Genomic DNA, 14,407 nt, shown 5'->3' with positions numbered 1-14,407 from the left:
GGCCCGCGCCCCGGCTCTACGCTGTGCCGACGCGCCCGCCCCGGCAGCCGGGGCGGGGTGCGATGAGGAGGGGACATGCGAAGACACGTGCTGTGGAGCACGGTGGCCGCCGTGGCGGCCATGACGGTGCTCGGCGCGACGGCGGCCAACGCCGAGGGGCGGGGCGACATCCGGGTCACCAAGGGGGTGACCAACAACGGCAAGAACGTGATCGTGGGCATCAGCAAGACGGTGACGTTCCCGATCAAGGTGACGGTCAAGGACAACTCGGGGGTCAGTCACCTGAACCGGCTCGTCACGTTCTCCAACGCGACCGGAGGCGGGGTGGCCGAGACAGTCGGTAAGTCGTGCAAGAAGCTGAGCGCCACCACATCGGAGTGCACGGCGACGATCCGGCTCTTGCCGGCGTACTTCCCCGGCTACAGCGATTGGAACGCCAACGACGATGTCGGCCGTTGGTGCGCATACGGCAATGTGCAGGCAAACGACGGCGACTACTGGATCTTCGACTGCGTCGCCCCGTTCAACGTCAAGCGCGCCACGACCCTGACCACGGCCGCGACCGGCCCGGGTCCGCTCACGGGCGGCAAGCAGGTCAAGGTCACCGGCACGCTGAGCCGGGCGGACTGGGAGGCGCTGAAGTACCGGGGGTACGGGGGCCAGAGCGTCCAGCTCCAGTTCCGTAAGGCGGGGACGAGCGCGTACACGACCGTGAAGACGGTGAGGACGAACAGCTCGGGTCGCCTCTCCGCGACCGTCACCGCGAGCGGTTCGGGCAGTTGGCGCTGGTTCTACCCGGGCACGTCCACCACCGCGCAGATCGCTTCGGCCGGTGACACCGTGACGCTCGGACCGGCGACGCTGCACGCCCCGAAGATGCCGTACATCGTGCACGCGGCCGCGAAGGGCTGACACGCTCCGGGGCGGCCGGGTGACCACCTACCCGGCCGCCCCGCCCGTACGGTCTCGGCTTCACGTGCCGGACCGCATACGTTGGGCCCTCACGGGACAACGACGGAGGTGCCTTCGTATGCGGATCGCCACCACGATCTTCCTCACCGACGAGACGATCACCCCGGTGCGGCTGGCGCACCAGCTCGAACAGCGCGGGTTCGCCGGGCTCTACCTGCCCGAGCACACCCACATCCCGGTCAGCCGCGACACCCCCTACCCGGCGGGAGGTGACCTGCCCCGCGAGTACGGCCGCACCCTGGACCCCTTCGTCGCGCTCGCCCAGGCCGCAGCGGTCACCGAGCGGCTGACCCTGGGCACGGGCATCACCCTGATCGCCCAGCACGACCCCATCGACCTCGCCAAGCAGATCGCCACCCTGGACCACCTCTCCGCCGGCCGCTTCACCCTCGGCATCGGCTACGGCTGGAACGTCGAGGAGGCCGCCGACCACGGCGTCGAGTGGGCGACGCGCCGGAGCCTGGGCCGTGAGCGCCTTGCCCTGATGCGGGCGCTGTGGGCGGAGGAACCCACGGCGTACGAGGGCGAGTTCGGCTCGGTCCGGGCCAGCCACGCGTACCCGAAGCCGTCCCGGCCGCAGGGCCCGCGCACCCTGATCGGGGGCGCGGCGGGCCCCAGGCTCTTCGCGCACATCGCGGAGTCGGCCGACGGCTGGCTGCCCATCGGCGGCCGGGGCCTCTCGGAGTCCGTGCCCCGCCTGCGTACCGCCTGGGAGGCGGCCGGCCGCGACCCGAAGGACCTCCACGTCGTCCCGTACGCGGTCCTCCCGGACCCGGGAAAGCTGGCCCGCTTCGCGGACCTGGGGATCGAGGAGGTCGTCGTCCAGCTGCCCCCGGCCCCGGAACCGGAGGTGCTGCGGACGCTGGACGCGTACGCGGCGCATCTGTAGGACCCGCCTGTCGGACCCCGCTGTTACGTTGACGTCCGGATCGGGCTCGACCCTGGAGAAGCTCCGTGGACCCTGTTTACGGCGAACGGCTCGCCGAGTTCTCGCGCGAGCGGCTGGACGGCCGTCCGGTCCCCGACGACCTGCGCGTGCTGCTGGTCGCACAGTGGGAGGGCCGCGACGACTTCGCCCGCCTGCTCGGTCTGGAGTTCTTCGAGCCGGGCGAGCTCCACCCGTTCCTGGACACCGGCTACCTCAGCGAGGAGGAGCTGGCCGACCCGGAGATGCAGGCCGTCAACGCCGGGGCCGCGCGGATGGCGGCGTACGTGAAGCTCGTCGCCAAGGGCGGCAAGGGGTGGGTCGGGTACTGGCTGCACCCGGACGAGCCGGCCGGCCGCCCCATCGAACTGGACACGGAGTTCACCCTCTGGCCCATGTCCGGCTCCACCCTGTCCGAGGGTGCCGCCGCCGAACAGGCCCATTACCAGGACGAACCCGACGAGCGCGTCGCGTACGCGCAGCTGGCGGAGGAACTGGCCGCGCTGGGGCTGCCGTTGGGCGCGGCGGAGTACGACGCGCTGGACGACAACGACTACGCGGTGGACCCGGGGAAGCTGATGGAGACCCTGATCGAGGCGGAGCGCGCGAAGCGCGGCCTGGGATGAGGGGGCGGCGGTTACGCCAACAGCGCGTTCATCGTGGCGAGCGGCAGAGCCGGGTTCGCGGCGGCCCGGGGCGCGAGTTCGGCGTCGTCGAGCAGCGCGGTGAGCCGGGCCTGGGGGAGCCGGGGGTGGCGGGCCGCGTCCGCGCGGACCAGCGGGTCCGGGTCGCGGGTGAGCCGGTCCGCTGTCTCCGGGACGAGCCGGGGGTCGAGCAGGGCGAGGCGGCGGACGGCCGGCTCCTCGACGTCGGCGAAGCGAGCGAGCCCCGCACGGGGGAAGCCGGGGCGGCGCGTGAGGTACCACCGGTGGGGGCCGGTGTACTCCAGGAAGGTGCGGAGCAGCAGCGCGGCCGGGGCGGCCGGATGGTTCCGGCACAGCAGCACGCGTACGCCGAGGTCCGGGTCGTCCGCGAGCTCCGCCACCAGGTCCGCCGGGAGCCCCGGTTCCCGGGCCGCCCGCCGCCGCAGGCAGGGGTGCCCGGACCGCGCGTCCCGGCGTAGCCGCGCGGGATCCGGGTCCGCGTGCGCGAACGGGGGGTGCCGGTCGTCCTCGTCCTCGGGCACCTCGTAGTCGATCGCGGCGCGTTCCGCCTCGGTCAGCGCCGGGTGGACGGAGAGGGCCAGGCGTACGCCCGGATCGGGGTCCACCGCGAGCGCGTGCCGCAGGGCGGGGGCGAGGTCGGCCCGCTCAGCGACCCGTCTCCGTACCCTTGGGTCGGCGTGCCCGGCGAGGAGGGCGACGGTCTCGGCCGGTGTGCTGGTGTTGCCCGCCATCGACCACGCGTCGTCCGTGTCCAGGGCGGCGGCCACGACGTCCGGGGCCAGGGCGCCGTACATCAGCAGCCTCCAGCGCGCGTTGCAGGGGCCGTCGGGCAGGTCCTCCCGCACCGCGTCCGGGTCCCGGAGCCGCTCGTGCAGCCGGTGGCTGCGGGCTGCCGCCTCCCTGACGCCCGGGTCCGGGTCGGCCAGCAGCGCGGCCCGCGCCCAGGGCGCCAGCACATCCCAGTGCACGCCGCCCCACTTCTGCCGGACCTTGGCCACGGGATGGGTCGCCGTGCCGCGCCGGAACCCTGGGGACATCTGCCGCAGCAGCCCGATCCCGATCAGGTCGTCTTCGTACGTCTCGATGATGCGCACGATGGTCCGGTCCGGCAACGGCCTGACCGGGTCACCGTCCTTGGCCCGCAGGGGCTCGTCAGCGAGATGCGCCCGGACGAACCAGTCGGGGTCGTCCACCAGCCGGGCCCGCTGCTCCGGTTCGGCGTACGGGCTGCGGGCGAGGAAGCTCCGCGTGTACGCGTCCGGGTGCGCGACCACCGCGTCCACCACGGCCTCGGGCAGCACGCGGTCCCGGCACAGCACCATGCGTACGGCGGCCGACTCGCCCGCGAGCAGCCGCAGCAGGACGTCGTCGGGGGCGGCTGGATTGAGCGCGAGGCCCGCGAGACGCCGTTCGGCAGGGGTGGCGGACCGTTCGATGTCGTCGGGAGTCACTGCGGGATGATGCCACGGCCCCGGGAGGGCTGATCAGTCCCGGCGCGCGACGAAGACGTACTCCCGGCCGGGGCGGTCGGGCGCGTCGCGGACGTCCTCCACGACGTAACCCTGCGCCTCCAGGTCCGCCTCGACCTCCTCCCGCTCCCGGAAGCGCAGCGTCGAGTCGGAGGTCAGCACCTGCCCGTCCGCCGCGAACCGGTAGGTCCAGCGGAACGAGACGAGCGGCCCGGCCACCTCGGTGACCTGCACCCACGTCTCCACCGGACCGACACCGGGGACATCGGTCACGCTGTGGGACCGCTCGCGGGTCCACTCCTCCCAGGCGCGCCGGGCCGGCACCCGTGTCTCGAAGACCAGCCGCCCGCCGGGCCGCAGCGCCTCACGTGCTCCCCGCAGGGTGGCCCGCCAGGCCCCGGGGTCCGCGATGGCCTGAGCGACGTTCGCGGTCATGGTCGCGAGGTCGACGCGCAACGGCGGGAGGGCCGTGGCCTCACCGCAGATCCAGTGGACGCGCTCGCTGCCCGGCTTGCCCCGGGCGACGTCGACGGACGCCTGCGCGGGATCGACGCCGACGACCTCCTTCCCGTGATCGGCCAGGAGAAGGGCGAACACCCCGGTGCCGCAGCCGATGTCCAGTACGTGGTGCGCCTCGAACTCCTCCGCCATCCCCAGGTAGGCGTCGAGGTCGCTGCGGTCGGGGTCGAGCGGGTCGTAGAGCGGGGCGAGGAGCGGGTGGGCGAAGCAGTCGTCAGCCATGGCGTCGAACCTAGGCGGGGCCGGACCCGGGCGGCGAGCGGGTTTCGAGGCCGAGGGGCCACCCGGCGGCGCCTGCCGACCGTGCGGCCAATGATCACGATGTGATCACTACTCCTCCGCGATTCCCCCACATCTCGTTCGAGGTAATACGGTCACCTCACTCGAAGAGGCATATGACAAGACCTGTGGGGGGACTTCATGCCGAAGGTGTTGAGCCGGCGCACGCGGATCTGGATCGGCGGGATAGCCCTGCTCGCCCTGGGGGCGGTCGGCTGCTCGGAGTCCGGGCAGGACGACGCGCCCAAGGTGGCGGCGGCGAGCGCCAAGCCCGCGCCCACGGTCACGGTGACCGCCACGGCGACCGAGACCGCCGCACCCGCCCCGGCGCCCACGGTGACCAGGACGAAGACGGTGAAGGTGCCCGGGCCGACCGTCACGGTCACCGTCACCAAGGCGGCCTCCTCCGGCTCCGGGAGCAGCGGCGGGTCGTCCGGCGGCGGGTCCAGCACCACCCACACCAGCACCTGTTCGATCCGCTCCAACGCGGGCAACTGCTACAGCGCCGGCCAGTTCTGCCGCAACAGTGACCACGGCGCCGTGACGACGACGGCGTCGGGCACGCGGATCAAGTGCAGTGCCAGCGGGAGCAGTTGGCGGTGGACCTACTCCTGAGGGTCGCCCCCTGCTTCGGCCGCCCGTTCGGAGCCTGGTGATAGCTTGGCAGGCCAGTTCTTGGCGTGTACATCGAAGCTAGGGGGACCGTGTGAAGCACTCGCTGCGCAGCCGGATGGTGGCCGGAGCGGCGGCCGGGACGCTGGCGCTGTTCTTCGTCTCGGGCTGTTCGTCCAGCTCCGGCGGTGACAAGGTCGTCGAGAAGGATCAGGTCGCCAAGCAGGCGTCCGTCGACCCCCAGCCCAGCGACTCCGCGCAGCCGTCCGCTTCCACGGGCACCGACACCGGCGCGTCCGGCGCCGTGGCCAAGGCCGAGGTCGCCCGCCAGGGCAAGGCCGCCCTCGCCGCCCAGGTGGGCAAGCAGCCCGACGCCTTCTCCTGCCCCGAGGACCTGCCCGCCAAGGTCGGCGCCACGGTCCGCTGCCAACTGGCCGACGGCGGCAAGCAGTACGGGGTGACGGTCACCGCGAAGTCGGTGGTCGGCGGCAAGGTGAACATGGACTTCAAGGTGGATGAGACGCCGGGCGGCTGAGAGGGCCAGGCGGGCCCCGGCGCGGGTCCGGTGGTCGGTGCGTCAGCGCCGCTCCAGGCCGAGCCGTGCGCGTACCTCGTCGTGAGGAACGGTTTCGGCGAGGCCGGCCGCCTGCCGGGCCCGGTACGCGGCGAGCGCCCGGGCGTCCTCCGGCTCGGTACGTTCCTGCCGGTTGTCGCTCATGCGCGAAGTGCGTCAGCCCGAGGCGGGTCCGGGCGGACGGCGAGCGCCGAGGCCGGGCTCGCCGTCCGGCTGGTCAGCCCTGGCGGGCGTACGTGACGAACGCGGACCAGGCCGTGGGCGTTACGTCGAAGTGGGGGCCGGGGACGTTCTTCGAGTCGCGGACGTGCACGGTGGTCGCGCAGGACGCGACCTCGATGCACTCGCCGCCCTCGCCGCTGCTGTAGCTGGACTTGCGCCAGTCGTAGGCGACCTCGATGCATGCGCCGCCCTCGCCGCCGCTGTAGCTGCTCTTGAACCAGTGGAATTGCTCAGTGTTCATCGGTCTCCCAACATTTTTGCAATGAGTGCCAGGGACTCCCTGGGGGAGAGAGCCTGCGCCCGCAGAATTCCGTAACGTTCGGTGAAGACTCGCACCTCGGCCGGGTCCGTGATCAGCCTTGCATACCCGTAGGTCTCGGTGTACGCGGCCTCCTGGCGTCCCTTCGGCGTGACGAGGGTGAACGACGTGTCCAGGCTGGGGTGCTCCGCCCGGTCGGTCGTCACGACCTGAAGTTCCACATTGCGCATCTGTCCTGCCGTCAGCAGACGCTGCAACTGAGCGTGGTGAACGTTCTCCCCGCCGATCGGGCGTTGGAGAATGGACTCCTCCAGAAGGAAGCTGAGCGTCGGCGCGGGCCAGCACTCGAAGAGCTGCTGGCGGGACATGCGGTCCGCCACGCGCTTCTCGATTGTCTGCTCGTCCAGCAGCGGCCGCCGCTGGGTGAACACCGCGCGGGCGTACTCCTCCGTCTGGAGAAGGCCAGGGACCGCCTGAGTGCTGTAGATGTGCAGTGCAACCGCCTCCGCCTCCGTCCGCGCGTAGTCCCGGAACCATCCCGGGTGCCGCGCCCGCGACCGCGCCAGCGCCTCCCGTACCTCCTCCGCCGCTGCCGACAGCAAGCCGCCCGTGTCCAGGGCCCGGTCCGCCAAGGCCAGGAACTCCACCTGCGGCGTCCGCACCCCCCGCTCCATGGCGGAGACCAGGTCCTCGCCGCAATGCGTTGCCGCCGCGAGCTCCTTCTGGCTCATCCCCGCCCGTTCGCGCAAGAACTTCAGCTGGCGGCCCAGTGCCCTGAACAGGTGCGTGGTGCCATCCGATTCGGCCGGGCGCTCCGGCCGTTCCTCACGTTGCGTGTTCGTCATCCGCCCCGTACCGCCTCTGTCCGTCCGGTCACGGCCGACACCCCGTACAGCCGGTCGGGCGGGCCCGTACAGCTTGGTGGAGTCGTGTGGTCACTGCTGGTCAGCGTACGAGCAGGCGGACACGCTGGGTCACATGAACGCCGAAATCACCCTTGTGGGTACCGACTTCGTCCAGCGCTTCAGCGCCACCCGCCGAGGGGCCCGGCTCGCCCGACGCCTCGCCGTGCAGCAACTCGACGCCTGGGGCGTCCCGTACGGCAGCGAGCTGTCCGACGACGTGGCGGTGGTCGTGGCCGAGCTGGCTGCCAATGCGGTGCTGCACGGCCACGTCACCGGCCGGGACTTCGAACTGCGCGTACTCCCCGAGGCGGAGGGGTTCCGTGTCGAGGTGTCGGACGCGCGCGGCGAGCGGCGGCCGGAGCTGTGCGCGGGCGGCCCCGGCGCGGAGTCGGGGCACGGGCTGCGCCTGGTGGCGGTGCTGGCGGCGGAGTGGGGCGTGGTGGAGCGGGTGGTCGGCAAGACGGTGTGGGCGCGGGTGGCCTCGGGGCGGTGAGGCCCTCACACCCCTGCCAGCACCACCAGCTCCCGCGTCGCCCGGGTCATCGCCACGTACCGGTCCACCGCCCCGCCGACCCCCGTGCCGAAGCGCTCCGGCTCGACCAGGACCACGAGGTCGAACTCCAGGCCCTTCGAGAGGGACGGGGTCAGCGCGCGGACCCGGGGCGAGGGCGGGCGGAAGGCGGCCGGGGCGCCGATCACGCAGGCGGTGCCCTCGGGGTGGGTGGTCAGCCAGGTGTCGAGGACGGCGGGCAGGTCCGTGACGGGGCCGTGGGCGACGGGGATGCCGCTGCTGCGGATGGAGACCGGGACGTTGGCGTTCGGCAGGGCGGCCCGGATCACCGGCTCCGCAGCCGTCATGATCTCCTCCGGCGTGCGGTAGTTGACGGTCAGCGCGGAGAGGGTGATCCGGTCCAGGCCGACCCGCTCCAGCCGCTCCCGCCACGACTCCGTGAAGCCGTGCCGGGCCTGCGCGCGGTCACCGACGATCGTGAAGCTGCGCGAGGGACACCGCTGGATCAGCATCTGCCATTCCGCGTCGGTCAGCTCCTGCGCCTCGTCCACCACCACATGGGCGAACGGCCCCGCCAGCAGGTCCGGTTCGGCCGTGGACAGCGCGTCCGGGTCGAGCAGCGTGTCCTGGAGGTCACGGCCGCGCAGCATCCCCACCGCGCCCTGGCTCTCGTCGATCTCGGCGTTCTCCAGGAGGCTGTCGATCGCCTGGGCCCGGCGCGCCCGCTCGGCGGCGGCCGTCGCCTCGTTGCGGCGCCGGCGGCGGGCCGCGTCCGGGTCACCGAGCCGCTGCCGGGCCGCGTCCAGGACCGGCAGGTCGGACACCGTCCACGCCTGGGGCTCGGCACGCTGGAGCCGGGCCACCTCATCCCGGGTGAGCCAGGGCGCGCAGGTCCGCAGATAGGCCGGGACGGACCACAGGTCGCCGACCAGGTCCGCCGCGTCCAGCAGGGGCCAGGCCCGGTCGAAGGCCGTCATCAGCTCGCGGTCGCGCAACAGCGCCTGGCGGACCAGATGCTCCGGGACCTCCTCGTCCTGCCGGTCCGCGTGCTTGTCGGCCAGGATCGCCAGGATCTCCTCCAGGACCGCGTCGCGCGCCTCGTTGTGCGGGACGCCCGGCGCCGACTCGAAGGCCACGGCCCACTCGGCGGCGGTCAGCCGGACGTCCGCCCACGGCGTGGTGACGGTCACCCCCTCGGCGGGCGGCTCCTCGTAGAACGCGACGGCCGCCTCGACGGCCCGCACCAGCCCCGCCGACGCCTTCAGCCGGGCCGCCTCCGGATCGGCCTCCGGCATCGCCGCCGCACCCTCCGGGACGAGGTCGCGCAGGGTGCACGTACGCACCCCGTCCTCACCGAGGCTCGGCAGCACATCGGCGACGTAACCCAGGTACGGCTGGTGCGGGCCGACGAACAGGACACCGCCGCGCCGGTGGCCGAGTCGCGGGTCGGCGTGCAGGAGGTACGCGGCGCGGTGCAGGGCGACGACCGTCTTGCCGGTGCCCGGACCGCCGTCGACGACCAGCGCGCCGCGCGAGCCGGCCCGGATGATCGCGTCCTGGTCCGCCTGGATGGTGCCGAGCACGTCCCGCATCCGGGCCGACCGGTTGGTGCCCAGGCTCGCGATGAACGCCGACTGGTCGTCGAGCGCGGCGTGGCCGGCGAAGGCGTCCGGCGTGAACACCTCGTCCCAGTAGTCGCTGATCCGGCCCCCGGTCCAGCGGTAGCGGCGGCGGCTCGCCAGGCCCATCGGGTTGCCGTGCGTCGCCCCGAAGAACGGCTCGGCCGCGGGGGAGCGCCAGTCGGTCAGCAGCCGGCGGCCCTCGCTGTCCGTGAGGCCGAGCCGGCCCACGTACACCGGATCGGAGCCGTCCGCCCCGGCCATGTGGCCCAGGCACAGGTCCAGGCCGAAGCGGCGCAGGGTGCGCAGCCGGGCGGAGAGCCGGTGGATCTCCGCGTCCCGGTCCATCGCCTGCCGGCCCACTCCGCCCGGTGCGCGGCGGGCGGCGTCGAGGGCGGCGGTCAGTTCGGCGACGGTCTCCTCCAGGCAGCGCGCGACCGCCGCGAAGTGGAGCTCGTCGCCGGCGATCAGGGCGGGGTCCGCCTTGGCTTCGGCGCGGTCGCCGGTCAGCGCGAAGGCGCTCGGGGTGAGGGTGGGGGAGGGGATGACAGGACTCCGATCGGGCACTACGCAGAACTCCCAAATGCCGCGGGTGGCTGGTTCAGGTCAGCGATTGTGCGGTACGAGGGGGGCCTTGCGGCAAGGCCCCCCTTGCGCTATACGTTGAGAGTGGCCGGAGGTGACTGTCCCTTCCCGGCCGGCCGGTGAACACACCCGGCACCTCCCGCACCGCCTCTCCCGTCCCGCCCGACGCCCCGCCCGCCGTGCCGTGTATTGGCAGGCACACGGCATACTGGGCCGCCGGATCACGGGGGGAGCGCCGAGCGCATGGCGTACGGAACGGACGGGGCGGGCCTGCCCGAGAAGGTCGGCGGGTACGCCGTGGAGCGGGAACTCGGCGCCGGCGGCATGGGCGTGGTCTATCTGGCGCGGTCCAGGGGCGGGCGCGCGGTCGCCGTGAAGGTGGCGCGGCCCGAGCTGGCCGCCGATCCGCACTTCCGTACGCGCTTCCGGGCCGAGGTCGAGGCGGCGCGGAGTGTCGGCGGGTTCCATACGGCGCCGGTGGTCGACGCGGACCCGGACGCGCCCGCGCCCTGGCTGGCGACGGCGTACATCCCCGGGCCCACGCTCGCCGCGCTCGTCGGGGCCGAGGGGCCGATGGACGAGGCGCGGCTGCGGCAGCTGGGCGCCGCGCTCGCCGAGGCGCTGGCCGCCATCCACCGCTGCGGCCTCGTCCACCGCGACCTCAAGCCGGGCAACATCATCATGGCGGCGGACGGGCCGCGCGTCCTGGACTTCGGGATCGCGCGCGCCCTGGAGTCGACCCGGCTCACCGCGACCGGGGTGGCCTTCGGAACGCCGGGGTTCCTCGCCCCCGAGCAGGCGCAGGGCCTGGAAGTCGGCGGAGCGGCCGATGTGTTCGCCCTGGGCGCCGTGCTCGTCGCGGCGGCGGGCGGCAGCGCGTTCGGGGCCGGGACGCCGATGGGACTGATGTACCGGTCGGTGCACGAGGAGCCGGACCTCCAGGCGGTGCCGGAGGGGGTGCGGGGCGTCGTGGCGGCCTGCCTGGAGAAGGAGCCCGGCAGGCGCCCCGGCCCGGAAGCCCTGCTGGACCTGTTCGTGCCCGGCGGCCCGGCGCCCGCCCCGGCCGTACCGCCGGAGCCCGTCGACGCCATCCCGCCGCAGCACTCCCGGCCCCCCGCCGACCCGGCCCCGCCGCCGCCCGCGTACCCGCCGGTCGCGCCGACCACCCCGTACCCGTCCCCGTATCCGCCGGCCGCCGCGGTCCCGAACCCGTACGCGTCCCCGTCCCCGTCCCCGTACGGCCCGTCGCCGTACCCGCCGGCCGCCGCCCCGAACCCGTACGCGCAGGGGGCGCCGGCCGGTCCGTGGCACCAGCCGCGGGCCAGGCCCGCCGACGCCGAGGGCGACATCGGGTTCGTGGGCGTGGGCACGGACACCTCGCTGGTCATCGACGCGCTGGGGATCGAGTACGAGTCGGTCGACGGAGCCGTGCTGCAGTTCACCTGGGACGAGATCGGCAGGGTCGAGTACGCGGTCACCGGGCCCAAGCACCTCGGCGTCACCGTCCGCCTGCGCGCGGGGGCCGTCCACACCTGGATGCTGACCGCCCGCAGACGGTCCCGCCTGCGGGAATGGACGCAGGACCTGCCGCTGATCCTGGACTACTACGGTTAGCGGGGCGCCGACCACCCGCTCGTATGCTCGGGGACATGACCGATCCTCAGAGCGGGCCCCCCACCACCAACTCCATGCGACGGGCGCTCAGGCGTGCCCGTGACGGTGTCGCACTCGACCGGGCGGAGGCCGCCGTGCTGCTCCGGGCGCGCGGCGACGACCTGACGGATCTCGCCGCGTCCGCCGCCCGGGTGCGGGACGCGGGCCTGGAGGCGGCGGGGCGGCCGGGGGTCATCACGTACTCCCGCAAGGTCTTCGTCCCGCTGACCCGGCTCTGCCGCGACACGTGCCACTACTGCACCTTCGTCACCGTCCCCGGCAAGCTCCGCCGGGCCGGGCACGGCATGTTCCTGTCGCCGGACGAGGTGCTGGCCATCGCCCGCGAGGGCGCCGCGATGGGCTGCAAGGAGGCCCTGTTCACCCTCGGCGACCGGCCCGAGGACCGCTGGCCCGAGGCGCGGGAGTGGCTGGAGGCCGAGGGGTACGACGACACCCTGGCGTACGTACGCGCCATGGCGATCCGGGTCCTGGAGGAGACCGGTCTGCTGCCCCACCTCAACCCGGGGGTGCTGACCTGGACGGACCTCCAGCGGCTCAAGCCGGTCGCGCCCTCCATGGGGATGATGCTGGAGACGACGGCGACCCGGCTGTGGTCGGAGCCCGGCGGCCCGCACCACGGCTCCCCGGACAAGGAACCCGCCGTCCGGCTGCGGGTCCTGGAGGACGCCGGCCGGTCCAACGTGCCGTTCACCACGGGCATCCTGATCGGCATCGGCGAGTCGTACGAGGAGCGCGCCGACGCCCTCTTCGAACTGCGCCGCACCGCCCGCGCCTACCACGGCATCCAGGAGGTCATCGTCCAGAACTTCCGGGCCAAGCCCGACACCGCGATGCGCGGCATGCCGGACGCGGAGCTGGAGGAGCTGGCCGCCGCCGTCGCCGTCGCCCGGCACATCCTCGGCCCGTCCGCCCGCATCCAGGCCCCGCCGAACCTCGTCGACGCGGAGTACGCCCTGCTCATCGGCGCGGGCATCGACGACTGGGGCGGGGTCTCGCCGCTGACCCCCGACCATGTGAACCCCGAGCGCCCCTGGCCGCACATCGACGAACTCGCCGCCCGCACCGCCGATTCCGGCTTCACGCTGCGCGAACGCCTCACCATCTACCCGGAGTTCATCCAGCGCGGCGAACCCTGGCTCGACCCGCGCCTCCTGCCGCACGTGCGCGCGCTCGCCGACCCGGAGACGGGCCTGGCTCGCGAGGGCGCGATCCCGGAGGGGCTGCCGTGGCAGGAGCCCGACGAGGGGTTCAACGCCTCCGGCCGCACCGACCTGCACCGCACCATCGACACCGAGGGCCGCACCGGCGACCGCCGCGACGACTTCGACGTGGTCTACGGGGACTGGGAGGCGCTGCGCGAGGCGGCGGCCCCCGGCATGGTCCCCTCCCGGATCGACGGGGACGTGCGCGCGGCGCTGAGCCGGGCCGCCGACGACCCGACCCGGCTCACCGACGACCAGGCGCTCACCCTGCTCCACGCGGACGGACCGGCCCTGGACGAGCTGTGCCGGATCGCGGACGCGCTGCGCCGTGACGTGGTCGGCGACGAGGTCACGTACATCGTCACGCGCAACATCAACTTCACCAACGTCTGCTACACCGGCTGCCGCTTCTGCGCCTTCGCCCAGCGCCGCACCGACGCCGACGCGTACACCCTCTCCCTGGACCAGGTCGCCGACCGGGCCGCCCAGGCCTGGGACGTGGGCGCGGTCGAGGTCTGCATGCAGGGCGGCATCCACCCGGACCTGCCCGGCACGGCCTACTTCGACATCGCCCGCGCGGTGAAGGAGCGCGTGCCGGGCATGCACGTCCACGCGTTCTCGCCGATGGAGGTCGTCAACGGCGCCACCCGCACCGGCATGTCGATCCGGGACTGGCTGGTCGCCGCGAAGGAGGCCGGGCTCGGGTCGATCCCCGGCACGGCCGCCGAGATCCTGGACGACGAGGTCCGCTGGGTCCTCACCAAGGGCAAGCTGCCCACGGCGACCTGGCTGGAGGTCGTCAGGACCGCCCACGAGGTGGGCCTGCGCTCCTCGTCGACCATGATGTACGGGCATGTCGACCAGCCCCGCCACTGGCTGGGCCACCTGCGCACCCTGGCCGCGCTCCAGCAGGAGACCGGCGGCTTCACGGAGTTCGTGACGCTGCCCTTCATCCACACCAACGCGCCCGTCTACCTCGCCGGCATCGCCCGCCCCGGCCCGACCGACCGCGACAACCGGGCCGTCACCGCGATGGCCCGGCTCCTCCTGCACCCGCACATCACCAACATCCAGACCAGCTGGGTCAAGCTCGGCACGGAGGGCGCGGCGGAAATGCTGCGATCCGGTGCCAACGACCTGGGCGGCACGCTGATGGAGGAGACCATCTCCCGCATGGCCGGGTCGGGTTACGGCTCGTACCGCTCGGTGCGCGACCTGGTCGCCATCGCGGACCTCGCGGGGCGCCCCGCGAAGCCGCGCACCACGCTGTACGAGGAGGTGCCCGAGGAGCGGATCGCGGCGGCCGCCGCCTCGGACGGACACCTGCCGGAGCTGCTGCCGGTGCTGCCGGACTGACCCGGCGGCGGCGCGGCCCCGCCGTCCGGGGCCGGGTCCGTCCGGGCGGCGGGGGCTCT

General features: G+C 73.5%; 14 protein-coding genes. 8 read left to right on the top strand and 6 right to left on the bottom strand.

Annotated elements, in window-relative coordinates; genetic code table 11:
• Positions 1–75 precede the first annotated feature (75 nt).
• From ABZ564_RS25445 to ABZ564_RS25435, 3 genes are all read left to right on the top strand, one after another.
• Positions 76–912 carry a hypothetical protein gene (locus ABZ564_RS25445; protein ID WP_360860815.1) on the top strand — a complete coding sequence of 279 codons (837 nt, stop codon included), beginning with the start codon at positions 76–78 and terminating at the stop codon, positions 910–912.
• A 118-nt stretch (positions 913–1,030) separates the two neighbouring features.
• Positions 1,031–1,861, top strand: coding sequence for an LLM class F420-dependent oxidoreductase (locus ABZ564_RS25440; protein WP_360860813.1), 831 nt, complete (start codon positions 1,031–1,033; stop codon positions 1,859–1,861).
• Positions 1,862–1,926: 65 nt separating this feature from the next.
• Positions 1,927–2,523 carry a hypothetical protein gene (locus tag ABZ564_RS25435; RefSeq protein WP_360860811.1) on the top strand — a complete coding sequence of 199 codons (597 nt, stop codon included), beginning with the start codon at positions 1,927–1,929 and terminating at the stop codon, positions 2,521–2,523.
• An 11-nt stretch (positions 2,524–2,534) separates the two neighbouring features.
• On the opposite strand, the gene ABZ564_RS25430 is transcribed toward ABZ564_RS25435, so the two are convergent.
• Both ABZ564_RS25430 and ABZ564_RS25425 read right to left on the bottom strand, forming a co-directional pair.
• Positions 2,535–4,013: a hypothetical protein gene (locus ABZ564_RS25430; protein ID WP_360860809.1), complete on the bottom strand. Its 1,479-nt coding sequence runs from the start codon at positions 4,011–4,013 to the stop codon at positions 2,535–2,537.
• Positions 4,014–4,046: 33 nt separating this feature from the next.
• Positions 4,047–4,772, bottom strand: coding sequence for a class I SAM-dependent methyltransferase (locus tag ABZ564_RS25425; protein WP_360860807.1), 726 nt, complete (start codon positions 4,770–4,772; stop codon positions 4,047–4,049).
• A gap of 198 nt (positions 4,773–4,970) precedes the next feature.
• Between ABZ564_RS25425 and ABZ564_RS25420 the strand changes: the two genes are divergently transcribed.
• Both ABZ564_RS25420 and ABZ564_RS25415 read left to right on the top strand, forming a co-directional pair.
• Positions 4,971–5,444 (top strand): hypothetical protein, encoded by a 474-nt coding sequence (locus ABZ564_RS25420; RefSeq protein ID WP_360860805.1) that lies wholly within the window; start codon positions 4,971–4,973, stop codon positions 5,442–5,444.
• A 91-nt stretch (positions 5,445–5,535) separates the two neighbouring features.
• Entirely contained in the window at positions 5,536–5,976 is a 441-nt protein-coding gene (locus ABZ564_RS25415) for a DUF4333 domain-containing protein (RefSeq protein WP_360860803.1), read from the top strand.
• Positions 5,977–6,018: 42 nt separating this feature from the next.
• Here the strand turns inward: ABZ564_RS25415 and ABZ564_RS25410 are convergent, their stop codons facing one another.
• The 3 genes from ABZ564_RS25410 to ABZ564_RS25400 form a co-directional block, all read right to left on the bottom strand.
• The gene (locus ABZ564_RS25410; RefSeq protein ID WP_360860801.1) at positions 6,019–6,159 is read right to left on the bottom strand and encodes a prevent-host-death family protein; all 141 of its coding nucleotides are present in this window, start codon (positions 6,157–6,159) and stop codon (positions 6,019–6,021) included.
• Positions 6,160–6,232: 73 nt separating this feature from the next.
• A complete protein-coding gene (locus ABZ564_RS25405; protein WP_360860799.1) occupies positions 6,233–6,478 on the bottom strand; it encodes a DUF397 domain-containing protein in 246 nt (81 codons plus the stop codon).
• Positions 6,475–7,341: a helix-turn-helix transcriptional regulator gene (locus ABZ564_RS25400; RefSeq protein WP_360860797.1), complete on the bottom strand. Its 867-nt coding sequence runs from the start codon at positions 7,339–7,341 to the stop codon at positions 6,475–6,477. The genes ABZ564_RS25405 and ABZ564_RS25400 overlap by 4 nt, the downstream gene beginning before the upstream one ends.
• Before the next feature lie 133 nt (positions 7,342–7,474).
• Here ABZ564_RS25400 and ABZ564_RS25395 point away from each other — a divergent pair, with 133 nt between their 5' ends.
• On the top strand, positions 7,475–7,894 hold the full coding sequence (locus ABZ564_RS25395) for an ATP-binding protein (protein WP_360860795.1): 420 nt from the start codon (positions 7,475–7,477) through the stop codon (positions 7,892–7,894).
• A 5-nt stretch (positions 7,895–7,899) separates the two neighbouring features.
• Here the strand turns inward: ABZ564_RS25395 and helR are convergent, their stop codons facing one another.
• On the bottom strand, positions 7,900–10,098 hold the full coding sequence (helR, locus tag ABZ564_RS25390) for an RNA polymerase recycling motor ATPase HelR (protein WP_360860793.1): 2,199 nt from the start codon (positions 10,096–10,098) through the stop codon (positions 7,900–7,902).
• A 261-nt stretch (positions 10,099–10,359) separates the two neighbouring features.
• On the opposite strand from helR, the gene ABZ564_RS25385 reads away from it, so the two are divergent.
• The gene (locus tag ABZ564_RS25385; RefSeq protein WP_360860791.1) at positions 10,360–11,730 is read left to right on the top strand and encodes a serine/threonine-protein kinase; all 1,371 of its coding nucleotides are present in this window, start codon (positions 10,360–10,362) and stop codon (positions 11,728–11,730) included.
• A 35-nt stretch (positions 11,731–11,765) separates the two neighbouring features.
• Entirely contained in the window at positions 11,766–14,348 is a 2,583-nt protein-coding gene (locus tag ABZ564_RS25380) for a bifunctional FO biosynthesis protein CofGH (protein ID WP_360860789.1), read from the top strand.
• Positions 14,349–14,407: the final 59 nt, after the last annotated feature.

It is taken from the genome of Streptomyces sp. NPDC019224, assembly GCF_040632605.1.
In the GTDB taxonomy this organism is placed as follows: domain Bacteria; phylum Actinomycetota; class Actinomycetes; order Streptomycetales; family Streptomycetaceae; genus Streptomyces.
This window is presented reverse-complemented; position numbering and strand designations above follow the sequence as displayed.

Coding starts and splice junctions, on each gene's coding strand:
- ABZ564_RS25425 (WP_360860807.1), bottom strand. CDS start 4,772: ATGGCTGACGACTGCTTCGCCCACCCGCTCCTCGCCCCGCTCTACGAC.
- ABZ564_RS25400 (WP_360860797.1), bottom strand. CDS start 7,341: ATGACGAACACGCAACGTGAGGAACGGCCGGAGCGCCCGGCCGAATCG.
- ABZ564_RS25395 (WP_360860795.1), top strand. CDS start 7,475: ATGAACGCCGAAATCACCCTTGTGGGTACCGACTTCGTCCAGCGCTTC.
- ABZ564_RS25420 (WP_360860805.1), top strand. CDS start 4,971: ATGCCGAAGGTGTTGAGCCGGCGCACGCGGATCTGGATCGGCGGGATA.
- ABZ564_RS25385 (WP_360860791.1), top strand. CDS start 10,360: ATGGCGTACGGAACGGACGGGGCGGGCCTGCCCGAGAAGGTCGGCGGG.
- ABZ564_RS25410 (WP_360860801.1), bottom strand. CDS start 6,159: ATGAGCGACAACCGGCAGGAACGTACCGAGCCGGAGGACGCCCGGGCG.
- ABZ564_RS25445 (WP_360860815.1), top strand. CDS start 76: ATGCGAAGACACGTGCTGTGGAGCACGGTGGCCGCCGTGGCGGCCATG.
- ABZ564_RS25440 (WP_360860813.1), top strand. CDS start 1,031: ATGCGGATCGCCACCACGATCTTCCTCACCGACGAGACGATCACCCCG.
- ABZ564_RS25380 (WP_360860789.1), top strand. CDS start 11,766: ATGACCGATCCTCAGAGCGGGCCCCCCACCACCAACTCCATGCGACGG.
- ABZ564_RS25405 (WP_360860799.1), bottom strand. CDS start 6,478: ATGAACACTGAGCAATTCCACTGGTTCAAGAGCAGCTACAGCGGCGGC.